The sequence below is a fragment of the Nocardiopsis sp. L17-MgMaSL7 genome, assembly GCF_003182025.1.
In the GTDB taxonomy this organism is placed as follows: domain Bacteria; phylum Actinomycetota; class Actinomycetes; order Streptosporangiales; family Streptosporangiaceae; genus Nocardiopsis; species Nocardiopsis prasina.
The window spans coordinates 399061-419451 of the sequence record NZ_QGTF01000004.1 but is presented as its reverse complement, the minus strand read 5'-3'; the positions used below and the strand labels follow the sequence as shown (position 1 = coordinate 419451).

The following is a 20391-nucleotide window of genomic DNA, read 5'->3' as shown; positions in this document are numbered from 1 at the left end:
ACGGGCCGCACCGGGGTCCTTCGGGGGCGGTGCGGCCGAAGGACCCCGGGGAACGGGTCACCTCGAACAGAACCGATCCGGGGTGAGGCGTGTCTCACTTGGTGAAGGCCAACAAGACACGCCAACGAACGTTGTCGACCTAAACCGACAACATCATGTGATGTCAGCCACTATTGTTGGCCTCAGCTCAACGAGGAGCACCCCGACGAAAGGCTCTGACATGTGCAGCCATTCACCCGCCTGCCCTTCCTTCGAGGACACCGACCGCGAGGCCGCGCGGGTCGTCTCCAGCCACCCGGAACAGGGCTGGAGTCTGCTCTGCAACGGTGTCGTCCTCTTCGACGACACCGGTGAGCTCCTCCCGGACGGCGCGGTCGTGGCCCCGCACCGCCCCCGGGTCGCCGCCTGACCCGAGCGCTCCCGAGAGCGTCCTCCGCGGGTCCGGTCCGGGCCCGTCCGCTCAGCCCCCGTCCGGCCACTGCTCCGGCAGGACGTCCTCACCCATCGCCGCGCTGAGCCGGCGCCGGAAGTCGGCGTGCACGGAACTCCCCCATACGAGCTCGCTCGGCGTGCGCAGGGCCGTCTCCATGGCGGCGCGCAGGGCCGCCGGACGGGACTCGCCCTCGACGACCGGGACGGCCAGCAGGGCGTGCATCTGCGTGACGACCGCGAACAGCTCCCCCGCCAGCGCGGGCGCACTGGAGGTGGCGACCGCCTCCTCCAGGTAGGCCTCCCACCACGGTTCGGGCTGTTCCCCGCCGCCCTCCGGCCGGTCCTGGGCGAAGGGGCTGCGCAGCCGCGCCCGTACGGCTTCGGCTGTGTCCCGGTCACGGCTGTCCAGCCCCAGGCGCCAGACCTGTTCCCCGGCGTCCGGCTCCCCTCTCAGGGACAACAGGCCCGCGAGCAGTTCCACCGCCGCCCCCGAGGTGCGCGGTCGCGGGCGCGTGCCCGGTTCCCCCTCGGTCGACCCGGCGTCCACCACGGTGCCCACGTCCGCGATGGCCCTCTCCAGGTGGGTGGCGGCGCGCAGCATCCGCAGCCCGGGGTCGTCGCCCACGCTCAGGCCGCATTCGACCGCGACGGCCGCGGCGTCCGGCCTTCCCCGCTCCAGGAGTCGGCCGGCCAGGTCGCCTGCGGCCTCCGCCACGGTGGCGGCGTGCAGGCGGCTGATCGCCGCGTCTCCGGGCGGTAGCTCCAGGGCCGCCTCCCAGTGCTCCTCCGCCTCCGCCTCCTCGCCGCGCAGTTCCGCCGCGCGCGCCAGTCCATAGCGGGCCACCGCCGTGTAGGCGGGGCCTCCGAGGTCCAGCAGGCGGTGCCAGACGCGGACGGCCTCACCGTGCGCCCCCTCCTGCTCCAGGGAGAGCGCCAGGTGGTAGGCGGCGCGGGGGGCGTAACGGGTGTCTCCGGTGGCCAGGGCGCGGCGCGCGGCCTCTCTGGAGGCGGCCGGGTCCCCGCGCTGGTCCTGCACCACGGCGAGGCCGAGCAGGGCCCTGGCCTGGACCCGGGGCGGGGGGTTGGCCGAGACGGCCCGCTGGTAGAGCTTGGCGGCCCGTTTGAGGTGTCCGCCCTCGGCGAGGTCCTGGGCCTGGTCGCACAGGTCCGAGGCGCCCTCCGGCGAGGGCACGGAGGTGCCCTCGGCGTCGTCGGGGTCCGTGGCCCGGGGCGCGGGGTCGGCGGGGTCTGCGGGGCCAGAGCGCGCGGGAGGTCCGGACGTCGTGGTCATTCGTTCCGCTTTCCATGGGGGTGTCGGGCCCGCGCGACGGGGAGCGCGGGCCACGGGCGTGACCGCGACCGGCCTCGGCGGCGGCTGTGCAAACTCTAACGCGCCCTCTCCCGGCCGTCGCGGGCCCGCGGCGGGGGTGTCGCCCTCGCCGCTGGTTCCCGTCGGCCCCGGCCCCTCGGAAGACACGCCAAGGGGCGCCGCACCCTCGCGGGTGGGCGCCCCTCACAGGTTCACGCGGGCACGCGGTTCCGTACCCTCGCGGCTACAGCTCGAAGGCCTCCGGCGGCGGGCAGGAGCAGACCAGGTTGCGGTCACCGTAGGCCTGGTCGATCCGGCCGACCGGCGGCCAGTACTTGTCCTGGCGCAGCGTCGGCAGAGGGTAGGCCGCCTCCGCGCGCGTGTAGGAGCGGGTCCACTCGTCGGCGGTGACCGCCTCCGCGGTGTGCGGGGCGCCCCGCAGCGGGTTGTCCTCGGCGTCCCACTCGCCCTTGACGACGCGGTCGATCTCGCCGCGGATGGAGATCATCGCCTGGACGAACCGCTCCAGCTCGGCGAGGTTCTCGCTCTCCGTGGGCTCCACCATGAGCGTGCCGTTGACCGGGAAGGACATGGTCGGCGCGTGGAAGCCGTAGTCCATCAGGCGCTTGGCGACGTCCTCGTTGCTGATGCCGCTGGCCTTCTGGAGCGGACGGATGTCGATGATGCACTCGTGCGCGACCAGGCCGTTGGCGCCCGTGTAGAGCACCGGGAAGTACGGCTCCAGGCGCTTGGCCACGTAGTTGGCGGAGAGCACGGCGGTCTCGGTGGCGGCGCGCAGGCCGTCACCGCCCATCATCCGCACGTAGGCCCAGGAGATGGGCAGGATGCCCGCCGAGCCGAAGGGAGCGCCCGAGACCGGGCCGACACCGGTGTGCGGGCCCGCCTCGGGCTGGCCCGGGTGGTTGGGCAGGAAGCCCGCCAGGTGCGAGCGGACCGCGACGGGGCCCACGCCCGGACCGCCGCCGCCGTGCGGGATGCAGAAGGTCTTGTGCAGGTTGAGGTGGCTGACGTCGGCCCCGAACTCGCCCGGCTTGGCCCAGCCGACCAGTGCGTTCAGGTTGGCCCCGTCCACGTAGACCTGACCGCCCGCCTCGTGGACCAGGCGGCAGACCTCGGTGATGGTGTCCTCGTACACGCCTGCGGTGGAGGGGTAGGTGACCATGATGGCCGCCAGCTCGCCGCCGTGCTTGGCGATCTTGGCGCGCAGGTCGTCGAGGTCGACGTTGCCGTCGTCGGCGCAGGCCACGACGGCCACCCGCATGCCCGCCATGACCGCGCTGGCGGCGTTGGTGCCGTGTGCGGAGCTGGGGATGAGGCAGACGTCGCGGTCGTCGTCACCGCGCGAGCGGTGGTAGCCGCGGATCGCCAGCAGACCGGCGAGCTCGCCCTGGGAACCGGCGTTGGGCTGAAGTGAGACGGCGTCGTAGCCGGTGACCTCGGCCAGCCAGCCCTCCAGGTCGCGGATGAGCGACACGCTGCCGGCCGCCTGGTCGAGCGGGGCGAACGGATGCAGGCCCGCGAACTCCGGCCAGGTGATGGACTCCATCTCGGCGGTCGCGTTGAGCTTCATGGTGCACGAGCCCAACGGGATCATGGTGCGGTCCAGCGCGAGGTCGCGGTCGGACAGGCGGCGCATGTAGCGCAGCAGGGAGGTCTCGCTGCGGTGGGTGTTGAACACCTGGTGGGTCAGGTAGTCGACGCCGCGCGCGAGGTCGGCGGGCAGATGGTCGGCGTCGCCGTCCACGGTCACCGGGCCGCGCTCGGCGCCCCGGTCGGCCTCCCCGAAGGCCGCCAGGACCTTCTCCAGGTCGGCGACCGTGGTGGTCTCGTCCACGCTGAGGCCGACCGTGGTCTGGTCGACGTCCAGCAGGTTGATCCCGGCCTCCAGCGCGCGCTCGACCACCCGGTCGGCACTGGGCACGCGCACGCGCAGGGTGTCGAAGTGGGCCCCGTGGAGCACCTCGAAACCGCGCCGGGCGAGCGTGTCGGCCAGGGCGGCCGTGCGGGTGTGGACCTGGCGGGCGATCGCGCGCAGTCCGTCGGGGCCGTGGTAGACGGCGTACATCCCGGCCATGATGGCCAGGAGCACCTGCGCGGTGCAGATGTTGCTGGTGGCCTTCTCGCGGCGGATGTGCTGTTCACGGGTCTGGAGTGCCAGACGGTAGGCGGGCTTGCCCGCGTCGTCCACCGATACGCCGACCAGTCGGCCGGGCAGCTGGCGGCGGAGCTTCTCCCCCACCGACATGTATCCGGCGTGCGGGCCGCCGAAGCCGAGCGGGACACCGAAGCGCTGGGTGGAGCCCACCGCGATGTCGGCGCCCAGGTCACCGGGGCTGCGCAGCAGGGTCAGGGCGAGGATGTCGGCGGCCACCACGGCCAGGGCGCCGCGCTCGTGGGCCTCGGCGATGACGGCGCTGGGATCGCGCACCGCGCCGCTGGAGGCCGGGTACTGGACCAAGACACCGTAGGCGTCGCCCTCGGGCAGGCCCTGGGTGAGGTCGGCGACGACGACCTCGATGCCCAGGGGCTCGGCGCGGGTGCGCAGGACCTGGAGGGTCTGCGGGAAGACGTCGGCGTCGACCACGAAGACGTCGCTCTTGACCTTGCTGGCTCGGCGGGCCAGGGTCATGGCCTCGGCGGCGGCGGTGGACTCGTCCAGCAGGGACGCGCCGGTGATGGGCAGGCCCGTGAGGTCGGAGACCATGGTCTGGAAGTTGATGAGGGCCTCGAGGCGGCCCTGCGAGATCTCGGGCTGGTAGGGCGTGTACGCCGTGTACCAGGCCGGGTTCTCCATGATGTTGCGCAGGATGACGGGGGGCGTGAGCGTGCCGTAGTAGCCGCGGCCGATCATCGGCGTGGTGATCCTGTTGCGCGAGGCCAGGTCACGCAGTTCCGCCAGGGCCTCGGCCTCGCCGATCGCCTCGGGCAGGTCGAGCGTGGCACTGCGGCCCGGGGAGCTGAGGATGGACGCGGGCACGGCGGCGTTCATGAGCTCGGCGGTGGATCCGTAGCCGACCGTCTTGAGCATCTCGGCGGTCTCGGCGGGGGCGGGTCCGATGTGTCGGTCCGCGAACACCCGGGCGGGGGCGCCCGGGGTGGGGACGTTCGACGGGTCAGGCACGGAGACCTCCTGGTGACAGGGCCGATCGGGTCGGCGGTGTTCCTCACGGTCTCCCCCTCTGTCACCGGGCACGACCGCGCCCAGGCTTCAGAGCGGCCTACTCCGCGCGGTCCATGGTGCCTGAGAGGTTACTGGGGAGTATTGCCCCGTCGGCGCCCCGTTGCCGAGGTCTCTCCCGCGCGGTATCAGCGGCCTGCTGACGCTCTGTATGTGTGTACAAGCAGGGCGAATGTCGGTTTTCATCCCCGTTGTGACTACGACCGTACTCGATCCTGGCCCCTGACACCGAGTCAGGGCACACCTTTCACCACGGCCGACTCACCAGTGTCGGCACGGTTTCACCCGGTGCGGCGCTCCCTGCGCCGCAGGGCCAGTTCGTCCACGGCCTGGGGGGCCGCGGCGGGAAGGTCGGCTCTCTCCTCGGCCGGGACCACACCGAGCGCCTCCTCCAGTTCGCGGGAGACGTTGGCCAGCGCCAGACCGAACATGCCCTGGCCGCGCTGCATGAGATCGACGACCTCCTCGGGCGAGGTGCACTCGTAGACGCTCACGCCGTCGCTCATCAGGGTGATGCGGGACAGGTCGACGGCGGGGCGGCCGCGCAGGTGGTCCACCGCGGTGCGGATCTGCTGGAGCGATATCCCGGTGTCCAGGAGCCGCTTGGCCACCTTCAGCATCAGGATGTCGGGAAGGCTGTACAGGGGGGCGTTGTGGGCTCCCGTGCGCACACTGGGCACCACCAGGTCGGTCCTGGCCCAGTAGTCCAGCTGTCGATAGGTGATCCCGGCGGCCGTACACGCCGCTGGACCCCGATACCCGACGTCCGTAGGCAGCGCCATCACGTCCTCTTCGCACAGTAGGCCCTGCTGCCCCGCTAGCCGCAGCGCGGACCGCCTGTCATGGTGATCCCGCTTGCCGCTCGCTACCGCCACGCCGACCTCCGGCTTCTCGTCCCACGGCGGCATCGACAGGGGAATCCACTCAGGGAACGGGCGCGCCGTGGGTTTCACAGCACTGACGGTAGGACGACCGCAGGGCAGCGTCAACGAAGGCGCGCGGCGCGTCGCCAAGTGTGCACGCCAATGGAGCCGCGGTGCCGGACCCCGCCGGGCCGAAACCCACCGAACGGTTTTCGGCTGCGCCCTCCACGACCATTCCGTTCACCCAATCTATCACCAGTGCGACCGACGAACCCGCAGGTCACGGCCGCGAGAAAGCAATCGGGGCCCGCGAAGGGCGAGCCCCGACCGCTCAGGTACCACGTTGCCCGAAATCCTCCGGCGAGATGTTGTCCAGAAACTCCCGAAACGCCTCGACCTGGTCCTCCTGCTCGTCCGGGATCGGCATCCCGGCCTCCTCGATCACGTCCTCGTGGGCGTAGATCGGGGTGCCGGTCCGCAGGGCCAGGGCGATGGAGTCCGAGGGCCGGGCGCTGACCTCCACACCGTTGCTGAAGACCAGCTCGGCGTAGAAGATCCCGTCGCTCAGGCCCGTGATGTTCACCGTCTCCAGCGCCGTGTCCAGCGCGTCCAGGACGTCGCGGAACAGGTCGTGGGTGAGCGGGCGCGCGGGCGAGACACCCTGCTGGGCGAGCGCGATCGCGGAGGCCTCCACCCCACCGATCCAGATCGGCAGGTAGCGGTCCCCCTCGGATTCCTTGAGCAGGACAATCGGTTGGTTCGAGGGCATCTCAACCCGGACGCCGACGACCTCCATGTGTTTCACAGCGGCTCCGTCCCACGAGTCGTCATGCCGGATGGGCGCTCGTCCCTGCTCCGTCGGATCAGGACCCGAGGGCGAAATCGGCACCCTTCGTTACAAAGCTGTCCGGAGGCGGGGGGCCGCAAACCTCATCGGCACACCCGCCCCCGTCGACCGTGGTCAGCGGATCGTCATCGGCGCGGCTTGGTCAGCAGGACCATCCGGAACTTGCCGATCTGGATCTCGTCCCCGCCGCCGAGTTCGGCCTCGTCCACCGGCTCGCGGTTGACGTAGGTGCCGTTGAGGCTGCCCACGTCGCGGACCCCGAAGCCGTTGCCGCGGCGGAAGAACTCCACGTGGCGTCGGGAGACGGTGACGTCGTCGAGGAAGATGTCGCTGTTGGGGTGTCGGCCAGCGGTGGTCACGTCGCTGTCCAACAGGAACCGGCTCCCGGCGTTGGGGCCCCGCCGGACCACCAGCAAGGCGGTTCCGGGCGGAAGGGCGTCGGTACTGGCGGGGTCGTCGCCGCCGAGTTCATCGCCCTGTTCCTCCTCCTCCAGCGCCTGTATACCGGAGATGGAGATGGTCGACGTGACATCTCCCGCGGAGTCGCCGGCGTTGGGCCGTGGGCTCTGCTGTTCGGCCCTGCGGACGGGTGTTCCACAGTGGGAGCAGAAACGGGCATCATCCGCAACGGCGTGACCGCACTGCGTGCAGTAAACGCTCGACATAGGTCGGCTCGGCCTCCTACCGCACGGGGCGGTGCTTGATTCGGCTGATCGGTGGCGCGTTCCGGGCGCCGGGCGGGCAAGGGGCCCACTCACCGTCCGGAACACGGTGAGTCGGTCCACTGTCGCGGCAGTGGGTCGCCTCACGCGGTCGGTCGCTAGGTCTCATCCCCCAAGTAGGACTCCTTGTCACCCCCGTTGGATGTCCGCCGTTGCCGGGATTCCCGTGGCGGGTGGTGACACGGTGCCTCAGGGAACACTCGACTTTAAACCATATCCCTGTCCAGACAGGGTTTCGCTCCCCCAAGCCCGCCGCGGACACCACGCCGGGCGCCCGCGCCGCGGGGTTCGGACGCGTAGGAACCTGGGGCCCCGCCGCGTCCGGTGACCGGCCTCGTGGGAGACCGACACCTGTTCTGGAACAGATGCCCTTCCCGGGCGTTTGGTTCTCGGTCACCCGGAGCGGATTTCCACGAACTGACCTCCCCTGCCCGGGCCTGCGACTTCGTCCACTTTATCCCCGGACCCGATGAAGGACGTGAACACCCCGGGGCAGGAGGCGGACACACCGTGTGGGCGCGGACGTCCCTTCCGTCCGCGCCCACACGCCCCCGGGGACCGGGGCCACTCCGCTAGCGCGTGTTCTTGTGAATCATTCCTCCCACCCGCCGCCCGCCACCAGCCTCAACGGACGCCTGCGGTGCGGTCTCGCGTTACCACCAGGGGCCTCTCGCCGCGCCGACGAAGCTCGGCCAGCCAAACCCGGGCGGGCCCCCACTGTGCTTGCGTAGTGGTGCACAGCGGGGGAGACGGCCGCTCTCGTCGGTGTCGGCGGAGCCGCCACCGACGAGAGCGCCCAAAGAACACGCCCTAGCTCTCGGCCTGCTCCACCACGGCGGCCCACTCGTCGAGTAGGCGCTGCACAGTGTCCGAATCAGGACCTTCCGCCCAAAGATGGGTGACGGCCTCCGCCGTGTCCGGCAGGACCAGCGCCCAGCTGCCGTCGGATTCGATCACCCGCACCCCGTCCGTGGTGTCCAGCTCGCGCTCTCCGGCGGCCTCCACGACCGCGCGCATCACGCTCCCCTTGACCGCCCACGGGGTGGGCACCGAACGGCGCAGGAGGTGCGCCTGAGGGATCGCACGGTCGATCTGGCCGAGCGAGCGCCGGGTCCGGGCCACCAGACCGAGCAACCGCACGAAGGCGGCGATCGCGTCACTGGTGGGACTGAACTCGGGGACGACGAAGCCGCCCCGGCCGTCTCCGGCGAAGACGATCTCTGCGCCCTCGGAACGCACCGCCTTGGTCAGCTCGTCCGTGGCGGTGGCCGTCCAGAGCACCTCGGCCCCGTGGGAGCGCGCCACCTTCTCCGCCACGCGGGTCGTGGTGACCGGCAGGGCCACCCGTCCGCCACCGCGTTCGGCGGCGACCAGGTCCAGGACCACCAGGAGCGCGCGGTCGCCGTCCACCAGCTCGCCGTTCTCGTCCACGATGGACAGCCGCTCGGCCACCGGGTCGAAGCGCACACCGAAGTCGGCGCCGGAGTTGGCGACCAGCTCGCCCAACCGCTCCAGGTCCCGCATCTTCTTCGCGACGGTGTCGGTGGGCGAGGCCTCGTCCAGCCGGTTGTTGACCGTGAGCACGTCCACGCCGATCCTGCCCAGCAGGGAGGGCAGGATGAGCGATCCCGTCCCACCCGCGCAGTCGACCACGACCTTGAGTTCGGCCTCGGCCACCCCTGAGGTGTCCACGGAGCGCAGCAGCTCGTGGGAGTAGTTCTCCACGTTGCGCGACGGGAAGGACAGCTCGCCGATCTCCCCGGGGAAGGCCCTGCGGTACTCGGCCCGGGAGAAGACCCGGTCGAGCTTGCGCTGGGCCCCCGACGAGAGATCGGCGCCCTCTCCGTCCAGGAAGATGATGTCCACGGACTCGGGGTCCCCGGGGCTGGTGCGCACGGTGATGCCGCCGCTGATCCCGCTCTGCGAGGTGTGGAAGCGCGCCACCGGAAGCGGGACCACCTCCAGGTCGCGCACCTCGATGGCGGCCGCCGTGAGCGCGCTGATGACCGCCCGTTTGAGCGTGCGAGCCGCCCGCGAGACGTCACGGGAGGTCGTGACGATCGCGCCCTTCTTGAGCGTGGTGGCGTAGGCGTTGGCCAGCCGCACCGCGAGCTCCGGGGTGATCTCCACGTTGATCAGTCCGGACACGCCCCGGGGGCCGAACAGCGAGCGCTGCCCGCGCGACTCCCAGACGACGTTGGTGCTGACCACCGCGCCGGCCTCGATGGTCTTGAACGGGTAGACCTTGACGTCGTTGCTCACGTACGCCTCGGACTCGATGACGCAGTCCTCGCCGACGACCGCGCCCTCCTCGATCCGGGCGGCCGCCATCACGTCGGTGTTCTTGCCGATCACGGCGCCGCGCAGGTTGGCGCCCCGGCCGATGAAGACGTTGTCGTGCAGCACGGTGCGGTGGCAGAAGGCCTCCGCGCGCACGACCGTGTTGCTGCCGACCACGGTGTACTCGCGCAGCTCCGCCCCGGCCTCGACCTTGGCGTAGTCGCCGACGTACAGGGGGCCCTTGAGCACGGCGCTGGCGTCGACCTCGGCGCCCTCGCCGATCCACACTCCGGGCGAGACCTCGAAGCCGTCGATCTCGACGTCGACCTTGCCGGAGAGCACGTCGGCCTGTGCGCTGAGGTAGCTCTCGTGGGTGCCCACGTCCTCCCAGTAGCCGTCGGCGACGTACCCGTACAGGGGCGCGCCCTCCTCCAGCAGTTCGGGGAAGACGTCGCCGGACCAGTCGACCACCTCGCCCTCGGCGACGCGGTCGAGCACCTCCGGTTCCATGATGTAGATGCCGGTGTTGACGGTGTCGGAGAAGACCTGGCCCCAGGTGGGTTTCTCCAGGAAGCGCTGGATGCGCCCCTGGTCATCGACGATGATGATGCCGAACTCCAGCGGGTTGGGCACCCGCTTGAGGGCGATCGTGACCTTGGCGCCGCGCTCCTTGTGGAACCGGACCATGTCGGTGAGGTCGATGTCGGTGAGCGCGTCACCGGAGATGACGATGAACGGTTCGCCGCGCAGGTGTTCCTCGGCGTTCTTGACGCTGCCCGCGGTGCCGAGCGGCACCTCCTCGGCGACGTAGTGGAGCTTCATGCCGAGCTCCTCGCCGTCACCGAAGTAGTTGCGGATGAGCGTGGCCAGGAACTGCACGGTGACCACGGTCTCGGTGAACCCGTGCTTGCGCAGCAGGCGCAGCACGTGCTCCATGATCGGTCGGTTCACGACCGGAAGGAGCGGTTTGGGCTGGTTGGCGGTCATCGGGCGCAGGCGTGTGCCCTCGCCTCCCGCCATCACCACGGCCTTCATGGGGGGTGCGGTGGGTGCGCCCTCGTTCGGGGGGACGGGCGCGGAGTCGGGTGCGGTCATCGCGCGCACCCCCGAACGGCGGGGCCGTCAGGAGACGCGGCGAAGGATGGTTTCTCGGAACGCGCACGGTCGCGCGCGGTGGGACATGTTCTCATTGCGGAGACGACACTCCCTTTCGATCCGACAGGACTCTGGTGAGCCGGTCCGCCGGTTCGTTCGGTGGATCAGGGCGCGGCCTGGCCCTGGTCCGGCGAGCCCGGTCCGTCCGAGCCCTCGGGTTCCGCGCCGAGCGCGCCGTCAGCGGACGCCGGTGCGGACGGATCGGGTCGGTCCACGCCGCGGCCGCGTGCGGGGTCGCTGTCCCGGGCCCCCGTGAGGGAACCCGTGTGATCAGCGCGTTCGTCGCGGCGGGTCTGGTCGATCAGACGCAGTCCCTGTACGGCGTAGAGCAGTCCGGCCCACCAGTACAGAGCCGTTCCCCAGAGCGCGAAGGCCCAACCTATAATCCGGGCCACATCTCCGACGAGGGACGCGTATCCGGCGATGAACAGCAGCGGGAACGAGTAGAGCAGGCAGAGGGTGGCGGCCTTGCCCGCGAAGTTGACCGGCAGCGGCCCGTAGCCGAAGTGGCGCAGCAGCGGGAGCGCGCCAAGGATGAGGACGTCGCGCAGCACCAGGATGCCCATCAGCCACCACGGGATGATGCCGCGCAGGACCAGTCCGAGCAGGGCCGCGAAGATGTAGAGGCGGTCGGCGAGCGGGTCGAGGATCTGCCCCAGTTTGGTGGCCTGGTTCCAGGCCCGGGCGATCTTGCCGTCCAGCCAGTCGCTGAGTCCGGCCAGGGCGAGCACGAGCAGCGCCCACCAGTCGGCCTGGGGCACCAGGATGAGCCAGAGGAACAGCGGCACACCCAACAACCGGAGCATGCTCAACAGGTTGGGAACCGTCCAGATGCGGTCACTGACCACCGGGCTGGCCACGCTGCCCCCCGCCTCGTCTCTGCCTTCTTCCGCGGATCGCCCCATACCGCCAACGATAACGGGCGGGGCCGTCGTTCCCCGCCACCTCGTGCCCCACCGGAACCGGGTGCCCGGACGGACGGCCTCCCGCTGATCGTACCGTGTACGGACTTCGCCCGGGACCCGGGTGCGACCTGCGCGGACGCACACTCCGGTGGTGGTTCAGCCGAGGTCGAGGATGCGGTCGGCTTCCCGCCGCCCGGAAAGCAGGGCGCCGTGCACGGTGGCGGTGTGCTCGATCTCGGTGGCCTCGCCCGCGAAGAAGAGGCGGTCGCCGACGGGATCACCCAGGGCCACGCGGTCCCCGTCCCCGGCGCCGACGGCGGTGAACGAGAACCCGCCGCGCGCGAAGGGGTCGTCCATCCAGTGCGTGAGGTAGTGGTCCACCGGGTCCGGGGCCTTCTTGAACATGCCGCGCAGGGAGGCCATGGCGTGTTCGACGACGTCCCCGTCCCCCATGTCCGAGAGGAAACGCGCCGCGTTGCCGCCGTTGCGGCTGACCAGGATGGGTTGACCGTAGACGTTCTGACCGGCGTACCAGTGGAACCAGGTGCCCTCCTCGGTGCCCAGGTGGACCAGGACCTCGGCGTCACCCCAGAAGACGTCGTCGAAGCGCAGGAACAGCTTCTCCAGCAGACCGTTCCCCAGTCGCGCCACGGCGTCGCGTTTGTCCTCGGGCAGTTCCGGGGTGAAGTCGACCTGGCCCGCCTGGAGGACCCCGATGGGCAGGGTGACCAGGACCCGGTCCGCGGTCAGGGTCTCCTCGCCGTCGGGGGTGTCCACCCGCACCCCGACCCCCCGGTCGTCGTGGGACACCTCCAGGACCACGTGCTCCAGACGGACGTCCAGCCCACGAGCGAGGTGGTCGGTGAGCTGGCTCATGCCGTCGGGGAAGACCACGTCGTCCCCGCTGAACTCGTGCCGGGAGGCGACCGCGGCGAACGCGACCTCCTCGGCGTCCGCCCCGTGGTCGGCCTCGGCGATCCGGTGGACGATCTCGGCGGCGTCCCTGGCCCGGGAGCGCACGAGGTTGGCGTCGTAGAGGGCGTGGTCGATGCCCTCCTCCATCGACTCCTCCGGGCTCGCGCCGACCGTCGCCCAGTACATGTGCTCGTGGAGGAGGTTGACGTCCTCCAGGTTGCGGCGGTGCCGGTCGAACAGGAGCCTGCGGCCCTTGGGGTCGTAGGCGGTCTCGGTGGAGCGGTTGAACACGGCGGTGCGCGCGCCCACCTGCTCCACCAGGCGGGACAGCGGGTTGTTCTCCTCGCCGCGCATCCAGGAGGCCCCCACATCCAGGGTGGCGCCCTCCCAGGCGTGCAAGGAGTGGATGCGTCCCCCGGTACGGTCCCGGGCCTCGACCACGGTCACGCGTTCACCCTGCTCCGCCAGACGGTCCGCGGCGGCCAACCCCGCCATTCCGGCGCCCACGACGATGGTGTGGCCCCGGCCGGGTGCGGCCTCGCGTCCGCGCGGTTCGGGCTCGGCGCGGGGGGCCTCCCCGTGCCCGTCCTCCGTGCCGGAGACCTCCTCCTCGGTGATCTCCGCGCCCACGTCCTCGCTCATCGCGTTCCCCCTCCGTGTCGGCGGCCGACAAGAGCGACCCTAAGCGCCCGGTCTGTCCCGACCAGGGAGGACACACCAGGGAGCCCCTGCGCGGGCGCGCGGACACTCTTGACGGGGACCTCCCTGGAGAATGCCTGGACCGGGCCCGGGGCGGTGGCACGGACGCCTCAGGGCTCGACGTGCCCGGCGAGGTTGGCCAACGAGGATCGCAGACCGACCTCGTGGTCCTCGGCTCGGATGCCCGGGGGCACACCGGTCGCCTCGATGGTCACCCGCGTGCCCTGGGGGACGGGCTCCATCCGCCAGGTCATGATCATCGTCCCCAGGAAGGCGGGGTCGTCCGAGTCGAAGTCAACGGACTGCACGACCCGCTCGCCCGGCACGAGTTCGTCGAACCGCACTTCGGTGACGTCGGTGGTCTCCGAGGTCTTGCCGTGCCCGGCGTCGGACTCACCGTAGGTGAGCACCATGCGGAACCCGCCCCCGAGCCGCGGGTCGAAGTTCTCGATCCGACCCCCCATGCCCTCCGGGGGCAGCCAGGCCTCCAGGACCTCACCGTCGGTCAGCGCCCGGTAGACCGCGGCTGGCGGCGCCGCGACGATCCTCTCGGCCCGGTCGATCCGCTCGTTCCCCTGGCGGTCCTCGGCCATCGGGGCCCTCCCTGCCTTCATCGCGTCCGGAGGCTCCGGTCGCGGGCCACGACCCTAACTTGAGGCGGGGACAGAGTGAGGGAGGGCTGGCGGGTCGGCGGTGGGCGCTCTTCCCACTCCCACCGCCGACCCGCCCCCGCATGCACGGGCCCGTCCCGTCCTGACCGGCCCGAACGAACGAGCGGTCCCGTCCTGACCGCTCCGAGTACCCGGGTGGCAGGGCCCGGGTCCACGTCCTCACCGGGGCTCGTGGTGTCAGCACCGCCGCCCCGGCGTCCGTCAGTCAAGAAACCTAGTGCGCAAGGCTTTCAGATTTCTTCCGCTTTCCCCGCGGGAGGCCGAAGCGTCAGAGGAGGCGGCCCTCACGGGCCACGACTCGGCCCGCGCGGACGACCGCGTGGCGCTGGGGCAGGTCCACCACGACCTGCGGCAGACACTCGCCGTCTACCAGGAGGAAGTCGGCGGGGGCACCCGGCGCGAAGTCGGCCCGGGGCAGGCCGACCAGGGACGCCCCGTCGTGCGCGGCGGTCAGGAAGGCGTCCGCGAGCTGGTCGTCGAGCCGCGCCCTGAGCGCCCTGGCCAGCAGGTGGGCGCGGTGCAGCATGTCGGCGTCACCGAACGGGCTCCAGGAGTCACGGACCCCGTCCGAACCCACACCGACGCGCACGCCGTGTTCGCGCAGCCGCGCCACCGGCAGGACCCGGGACGGGTCCGGGGCCACGGTGGTGAGCGCGATCCCCGCCTCACCGAGACCGGCGGCCACGGCCTCGAAGTCCTCGGCGGCCAGGGTCACCCCGAAGGCGTGGCTGACCGTGACGCGGCCGCCCATGTCCAGCGCCCGGGTGCGTTCGATGATCGCCCACATGGTGCGCGAGCCCACGGAGCCGCTGTCGTGCAGGTGGATGTCGACACCCACCCGGTACCGGTCGGCGAGGCCGAACACGAGGTCGAGCTGTCCGTACAGGTCGTCGTCGAACCCCTCGGGGTCGATCCCGCCGACCAGGTCGGCCGCGCCGGTGCGCAACGCCTCCTCCAACAGGGCGTCCGTGCCGGGAGCGCGGCGGACCCCGTGTTGGGGGAAGGCGACGATCCGCACGTCCAGCGCGTGCGCCAGACGGCGGGAGGCCTCACGAACGCCGTGCAGACCGTCCAGCCCGTAGGCGGGAGCGACGTCCGCGTGCGCGCGCATCGCCCGGGTTCCACGGGTGACGGCGTGGCCCATGAGGCGTTCGGCGCGGTCGGCCACGGGGCTGGGGCAGGCACGGAAGAACTCTGCGTCCTGTTCTCCCAGGTCGGCGATCCCCCGCGCGGGGCGGCGCGAGTACCAGGGCTCACCCCAGGAGGTCTTGTCCGGGTGGATGTGCGCGTCGACCAGCGTGGGCAGCGCGACGCGCCCGCCGCAGTCGACCACGTCGGCGTCCCCCGTGGAGGCGCGGTCGGCCACCACTCCGTCGACCACCACCAGGTCGACGGGGGCGCCGCCCATGGGGCGTACGTCGCGGAAGATCGTGGGGGGCTTCTGCTCGGTCATGACAGCCTTCCTGCTAGCGGTATACCAAAAATACCGAGCAAGGAGGCCCGCACGAGCAAGCGGCCCCTCCTGGGAGGGGCCACTCGGAGGTAGCGTGTACGCGCGTCGTCACGGAGCGCCGTCAGGACCCCTGGGCGGGATTCCGTCCTCGTCCTCGAAGTCGATGCGCTCCTTGCGGAGTTCGCCCTCGATGTGCTCCTCATGGGTGACGTCCCGCTTGCGGACGTGGACCTCCTCGACCGGCACCTCCTCCTTGGAGACGACCGGGCGCTCCTCGTAGAGCGTGAAGGTCCGCTCGTCCTCCTCCATGTGCCCGGGATCGGGCACCTGCGACGGATCGGTGATGGGCCGCCGCTCCACTTCCAACTCCTCGTGGTGCAGCGGGACCGTCTCCTCGAAGCGCTCGGTCTCGACGTGCCTGCGCATCCGCGCCTGCCCGCCCTCACGGCGCTCGACCCCGATGTCCACCCGCTCCTCGTGGCGGAGGACGGAGAGGTCGTCGGTGTCGCCCGCGCCGGGACCGCCCAGACGCTCGTCGGGCCGGAACCGCTCCAGCGGGTCACCGGCCTGCGGCTCGTCTCCCCGGCCCTCACGCTGGTCCGCGAAGTCACCGTGGCTGCCGGTCCCCCCGGTCATGGCGGCACCGGATGCGGTCCCCTCCGCGGTCCCGGCGCCCGGGTCCGCCATCGCGGTGTCGCTCTCCCCCTGGGCCTGCCGGGGGAACCCGCCCTGCCTCGCGAAGTAGTCGCGGACCAGGGCCTCGTCCTCCGGGGTGATGTGCCGCTCGGCGTCGACCTGCGGGGCTTCCTTGACGACCGCCTTGTCGTAGGGCACCTGGATGTCCTCCTCCACGGGACGCGCCCCCTGGAGCGGCACGAGGGTCTCCCGCATGCCGAACATCCCGGTGTGGACCGACACCCAGCTCGGTTCCCCGGTGCTGTCGTCGAGGTACACCTGGTTGATCTTCCCCACGTGGGCGCCCTCGGCGTCGAGCACGCGGTGACCGACCAGGTTCTCTGGTACGAGTTCGCCTGTCACGGAGCATCCCCTCCTGGTTCACGGCAACGGGACGTGTGCCCCGTACTCGCCGGGGCTCTACCCCCACACGGAGCCCGCAAAGGCCTTTCGGTCACTCCGTGAACAAGGAAGTGCCGACCATAAAACCCCCCTTGGCCTGCGGCGACTTCGATGAACCCCCGATGACGAGCCGTAGCCCGGCCGTTGACGCGTGGCACACCCCGTGGACGACACGGCGCCCGCCCCTCGGCGAGGGACGGGCGCACGGGGTGGAACGGTCAGACCTTGCGGTGCTGGGGCACCCACACACCGTCCTCGACGGTGTAGTCGCCGAAGAGCGCGGGGGCCTCCGCCTTCAGCGTCTCTCCGATGAGGTTGAACAGGAGACGGATCTCCTCCTCCGCGCCGGGCGCGGTACGGGCCTCCAGGGTGTGCCGCAGCGTGCGCACGTTGGCGGTCCACACCAGCCCGGTCGCCACGCCCTCGGGGGCGAAGCGGCGCATGAAGGAGGTCTTGTGCTTCTTCTCCGCGAACTTCACGCCGTCGTCGTCCAGGCCGAAGTGCTCGGCCATCCAGAACTGGAAGTCCTCCATCTGCTGGAGCATGGCGCTGGCGCGCTCCATCAGCTCCGGGTCCTCCTCGGCCCACTCCGGGAACCAGAAGGGCAGGTCGGTCAGGCGCACGAAGCGCAGCGACTCCTGCGAGACGGCCACGCCCGGCCGGTGGCGAATGAGTTCGTGGGTGAGCACCCGAGAGACGTTGTGCAGCACGAAGCTGAAGCTCACGTGCTCCAGGACCGAACCGTGCAGGCTCGCCAGGATGTTGCCCAGGTAGGCGTCCTGGTCCTTGCGCACCCGCGTGACGTTCGGGTTCAGGCCCGGCTCCCACGAGCGGTAGCACAGGCGCCCGGCGAACTCGGCGAGGTTCTGGGGGTCGTTGAGGTGGGCGTCCAGGTCACCCCGGTCGAACCGCTCCAACCACGCCTCGCCGCCGACCTCCTTGAGGTAGTCGGCGATCGCGTCGTAGTCCACCTGCGGACGTGCAACCAGGCGGACCTGGGGCTCGACCTTCTTCACGGCACCCTCTCCTAGCAACTCCCCCGCCCAGGGCACGCGTCATGGCCGCGACCAGGGATGTTCCGGAGCACGGGAGCGTGTGTGGGGCGGGGCCGATTGACCTCCCCCGAGGGTACACGTCCCGCTGGTCAGCCGTGGTCGGTCCGGTGTCGGGAGCACCAAGCCGAGGGGCCGGGTGACCGACACGCGCTCGGGCGTGGTCGGACACCCGGCCCCTCGCCGGTCCGATGGGGGCGGACTCCCGTGGGTCAGATCCCGTAGAAGTAGCCCGGCGCGACGAACAGGCCGATGACGATGGCGACGATGCCCCAGAGGAGCTGACCACGCAGCACACCGAGGACGCCGGAGACGATGAGGACGATACCGAGGATCGTAAGCAAAATACCCATACACCACCCCTGTCCGGTCACAAACCGATCAAACAGTATCCCTGGGATAATTGTTGTCGCACGACATCGTTCCAGGTGGGCGGCGGTCACTGTGACACAGGTCGTACCGCCGCCACCACGGGTTTCACCCTCGGGCGAGCTCCAGGACACGGGCGACGACGCCCTCACCGACACTGGCGGTGAGGATCGACTCCGGGTGGAACTGCACCGCGTACCAGCGCGCCACCGGGTCCTCGATCGCCATCACCACCGGTTCCTCACCGGGTTCGCCGTCCAGGACGGCGGTGACCTCGAAGTGCTTCACCAGGTCCGGGGTGCTGTAGGTGGAGTGGTAGCGGGCGGCGGGGAAGGTGTCGTCCTCGCCCAAGCCGGACAGCAGCCTCCCGCCGGAGACCCGGACGCGGCCGGGCTTTCCGTGCACGGGCGCGGCCAGGGTGCGCAGCTCTCCCCCGGCGTGCTCGACCATCCCCTGGAGACCCAGGCACACCCCGAACACCGGCAGGCCACGGGCGGCCAGGGCGTCCAGCAGGTCCGCCATCGCGAAGTCCACCGGCAGACCGGGCCCGGGCGAGAGGACCACGAGGTCCGGGGCGAGCCGGTCCAGGAGGTCGGGGGCGAACCCGTAGCGGACGGTGGTGACCTCGGCGCCGTGCCGGCGCACGTAGTCGGCGAGGGTGTTGACGAAGGAGTCCTCGTGGTCCACCAGCAGCACCTTCATGCCCGCTCCGGGCAGCGGTGCCGGGGCGGGCTCGGGCCGGGCGTCCAGCGCCGGGCCGTCGGCGAGCTCCTCCCCCAGGGCCAGGGTCTCCAGCAGCGCGCGGGCCTTGAGGAAGGTCTCCTTCTCCTCCGCCTCGGGGTCGGAGTCGTAGAGAAGGGTCGCTCCCACGCGCACGGCCGCGACGCCGTCGCGGATGTGGGCGGTGCGCAGGGTGAGGCCGGTGTTCATGGAGCCGTCGAAGTTGACCACCCCGACGGCGCCGCCGTACCAGCGGCGGGGGCTGGTCTCGTGCTGCTCGATGAACCGCATCGCCCAGGTCTTGGGCGCCCCGGTGACGGTGACGGCCCACATGTGGGTGAGGAAGGCGTCCAAGGCGTCGAAGTCGCGCCGCAGGGTGCCCTCGATGTGGTCGACGGTGTGGATGAGCCGTGAGTACATCTCGATCTGACGGCGGCCGATCACCTTGACGCTGCCCGGTTCGCACACGCGTGACTTGTCGTTGCGGTCCACGTCCGTGCACATGGTGAGCTCGGACTTCTCCTTGACCGAGGAGAGCAGCTCCTGGATGTTCTCGGCGTCGCCCAGGGCGTCCTCCCCTCGGCGGATGGTCCCGGAGATCGGGCAGGTCTCCACCCGCTGACCGGTACCGGGCTCGCCGGTGACCCGCACGAACATCTCCGGTGAGGCGCCGACGAGGTACTCGCCCTCACCCAGGTTGAAGAAGAACTCGTAGGGCGCGGGGTTGCGCTCGCGCAGCAGTTCGTAGAAGCGGGCCGGGGACGTGCAGCGGGCGTAGGTGCGGTGACCGGGGACCACCTCGAACAGGTCACCGCGACGGAACCGCTGCTTGGCCTCGGCCACCACCTGGGCGTAGGAGCCGGGCTGGGGGCCGGGCGGGACCTCGGCGGCGACCACGGGCGGGGTCGGGCCGGTCTCGCGGGGAAGCCCCTCCGTGGTGGCCTCCGCGCGCTCCTCGGCGGCGGGGACGGTGAACTCGTAGGTGTAGCGCACGCACGTCTCGCGCTTGCGGTCGCGGACCACGATGGCGTCGGGCAGGTGCAGGACCAGGTCGCGGTCGGCGGGGTCACGGTCGATGTGCCGCTGGACCGGCTCGAACTGGAAGGCGAGGTCGTAGCCGAAGGCCCCGTACAGGCCCAGGTTGGAGTCCTCCGGGCTGCGCAGGGCCGCGACGACGGCGCGCAGGGCCGTGAACACGCTCGGACGGCGGCTGCGCTCCTCCTCGGTGAAGAAGGTGTCGGGGTCGGGGTCGGGGACCGTGACGGCGACGTGGTCGGCGCCCCGCTCGCGGTCGCTCCTCCCGGGAACGGTGTCGAGCGCGTCGGCCAGGACGGGCAGCAGGACCCGGCCCCGCTCGTTGAGGGCGGTGGCGGTGACCCGGCGCCCACGGGTGCTGATCTCCAGGCAGGGGTCCACGTACCCCAGGTGCCAGCGGTCGTAGCGGCCCGGATACTCCATCCCCGAGGAGAGGACCCCGCCCCGGCGCCCCTCCAGGGAGGTGACGAGTCCGGTGAGGATCTCGGGGTCACAGGGGGTGGCGTTGCGTCGGACGGTCACGCCGCTCGGGGTGCGGTACGTGGTGGTCTGTGCGTCGCTGGGCTTCACGGCCGGGGTCCTTTGGCGCTCTGCGGTCGGGTGGTCATCGCCGTCCGGGGCCGTTGGATACGACAAACGACCGCCGGTTGGGGGCGGTCGCTGCGGTGTTCGTGGAACGCGAACTGTC

15 protein-coding genes and 1 riboswitch are annotated in these 20391 nt (G+C 71.1%); of the genes, 1 reads left to right on the top strand and 14 read right to left on the bottom strand.

The genetic code is table 11. The features are described from left to right. Positions 1-220 precede the first annotated feature (220 nt). Positions 221-409: a DUF5999 family protein gene (locus tag BDW27_RS09540; RefSeq protein WP_017544800.1), complete on the top strand. Its 189-nt coding sequence runs from the start codon at positions 221-223 to the stop codon at positions 407-409. Positions 410-460: 51 nt separating this feature from the next. On the opposite strand, the gene BDW27_RS09535 is transcribed toward BDW27_RS09540, so the two are convergent. The 14 genes from BDW27_RS09535 to BDW27_RS09475 form a co-directional block, all read right to left on the bottom strand. Beyond that, a complete protein-coding gene (locus BDW27_RS09535) occupies positions 461-1723 on the bottom strand; it encodes a tol-pal system YbgF family protein (protein ID WP_110049036.1) in 1263 nt (420 codons plus the stop codon). A gap of 262 nt (positions 1724-1985) precedes the next feature. Next, positions 1986-4883, bottom strand: coding sequence for an aminomethyl-transferring glycine dehydrogenase (gene gcvP, locus BDW27_RS09530; RefSeq protein ID WP_110049035.1), 2898 nt, complete (start codon positions 4881-4883; stop codon positions 1986-1988). A 97-nt stretch (positions 4884-4980) separates the two neighbouring features. Further along, positions 4981-5071, bottom strand: a riboswitch (glycine riboswitch). A 150-nt stretch (positions 5072-5221) separates the two neighbouring features. Beyond that, a complete protein-coding gene (locus BDW27_RS09525; RefSeq protein WP_049566375.1) occupies positions 5222-5722 on the bottom strand; it encodes a MerR family transcriptional regulator in 501 nt (166 codons plus the stop codon). 412 nt (positions 5723-6134) lie between these two features. Then, positions 6135-6608, bottom strand: coding sequence for a bifunctional nuclease family protein (locus BDW27_RS09520; protein ID WP_026129299.1), 474 nt, complete (start codon positions 6606-6608; stop codon positions 6135-6137). 167 nt (positions 6609-6775) lie between these two features. Continuing rightward, positions 6776-7315 carry an FHA domain-containing protein gene (locus BDW27_RS09515; protein ID WP_026129298.1) on the bottom strand — a complete coding sequence of 180 codons (540 nt, stop codon included), beginning with the start codon at positions 7313-7315 and terminating at the stop codon, positions 6776-6778. A gap of 867 nt (positions 7316-8182) precedes the next feature. Beyond that, positions 8183-10687: a mannose-1-phosphate guanyltransferase gene (locus tag BDW27_RS09510; RefSeq protein ID WP_110049098.1), complete on the bottom strand. Its 2505-nt coding sequence runs from the start codon at positions 10685-10687 to the stop codon at positions 8183-8185. 224 nt (positions 10688-10911) lie between these two features. Further along, on the bottom strand, positions 10912-11667 hold the full coding sequence (locus tag BDW27_RS09505) for a CDP-alcohol phosphatidyltransferase family protein (protein ID WP_110049034.1): 756 nt from the start codon (positions 11665-11667) through the stop codon (positions 10912-10914). A gap of 201 nt (positions 11668-11868) precedes the next feature. Beyond that, positions 11869-13269, bottom strand: coding sequence for an NAD(P)/FAD-dependent oxidoreductase (locus tag BDW27_RS09500; RefSeq protein ID WP_110049033.1), 1401 nt, complete (start codon positions 13267-13269; stop codon positions 11869-11871). A 167-nt stretch (positions 13270-13436) separates the two neighbouring features. Beyond that, positions 13437-13919: an SRPBCC family protein gene (locus BDW27_RS09495; protein ID WP_110049032.1), complete on the bottom strand. Its 483-nt coding sequence runs from the start codon at positions 13917-13919 to the stop codon at positions 13437-13439. A gap of 346 nt (positions 13920-14265) precedes the next feature. After that, positions 14266-15450 carry an amidohydrolase gene (locus tag BDW27_RS09490; RefSeq protein ID WP_110049031.1) on the bottom strand — a complete coding sequence of 395 codons (1185 nt, stop codon included), beginning with the start codon at positions 15448-15450 and terminating at the stop codon, positions 14266-14268. Between the two features lie 108 nt (positions 15451-15558). Further along, complete coding sequence (locus BDW27_RS09485; RefSeq protein ID WP_017544789.1) at positions 15559-16488, bottom strand: DUF2382 domain-containing protein; 930 nt, start codon at positions 16486-16488, stop codon at positions 15559-15561. A gap of 257 nt (positions 16489-16745) precedes the next feature. Then, positions 16746-17543 carry an FAD-dependent thymidylate synthase gene (thyX, locus tag BDW27_RS09480; RefSeq protein ID WP_017544788.1) on the bottom strand — a complete coding sequence of 266 codons (798 nt, stop codon included), beginning with the start codon at positions 17541-17543 and terminating at the stop codon, positions 16746-16748. A 248-nt stretch (positions 17544-17791) separates the two neighbouring features. Continuing rightward, the gene (locus BDW27_RS27460) at positions 17792-17932 is read right to left on the bottom strand and encodes a GPGG-motif small membrane protein (RefSeq protein WP_026129297.1); all 141 of its coding nucleotides are present in this window, start codon (positions 17930-17932) and stop codon (positions 17792-17794) included. A 124-nt stretch (positions 17933-18056) separates the two neighbouring features. Then, positions 18057-20273: an anthranilate synthase component I gene (locus tag BDW27_RS09475; RefSeq protein ID WP_110049030.1), complete on the bottom strand. Its 2217-nt coding sequence runs from the start codon at positions 20271-20273 to the stop codon at positions 18057-18059. Positions 20274-20391: the final 118 nt, after the last annotated feature.

Coding starts and splice junctions, on each gene's coding strand:
- BDW27_RS09495 (WP_110049032.1), bottom strand. CDS start 13,919: ATGGCCGAGGACCGCCAGGGGAACGAGCGGATCGACCGGGCCGAGAGG.
- BDW27_RS09500 (WP_110049033.1), bottom strand. CDS start 13,269: ATGAGCGAGGACGTGGGCGCGGAGATCACCGAGGAGGAGGTCTCCGGC.
- BDW27_RS27460 (WP_026129297.1), bottom strand. CDS start 17,932: ATGGGTATTTTGCTTACGATCCTCGGTATCGTCCTCATCGTCTCCGGC.
- BDW27_RS09515 (WP_026129298.1), bottom strand. CDS start 7,315: ATGTCGAGCGTTTACTGCACGCAGTGCGGTCACGCCGTTGCGGATGAT.
- BDW27_RS09540 (WP_017544800.1), top strand. CDS start 221: ATGTGCAGCCATTCACCCGCCTGCCCTTCCTTCGAGGACACCGACCGC.
- BDW27_RS09490 (WP_110049031.1), bottom strand. CDS start 15,450: ATGACCGAGCAGAAGCCCCCCACGATCTTCCGCGACGTACGCCCCATG.
- BDW27_RS09510 (WP_110049098.1), bottom strand. CDS start 10,687: ATGAAGGCCGTGGTGATGGCGGGAGGCGAGGGCACACGCCTGCGCCCG.
- BDW27_RS09535 (WP_110049036.1), bottom strand. CDS start 1,723: ATGACCACGACGTCCGGACCTCCCGCGCGCTCTGGCCCCGCAGACCCC.
- BDW27_RS09525 (WP_049566375.1), bottom strand. CDS start 5,722: ATGGCGCTGCCTACGGACGTCGGGTATCGGGGTCCAGCGGCGTGTACG.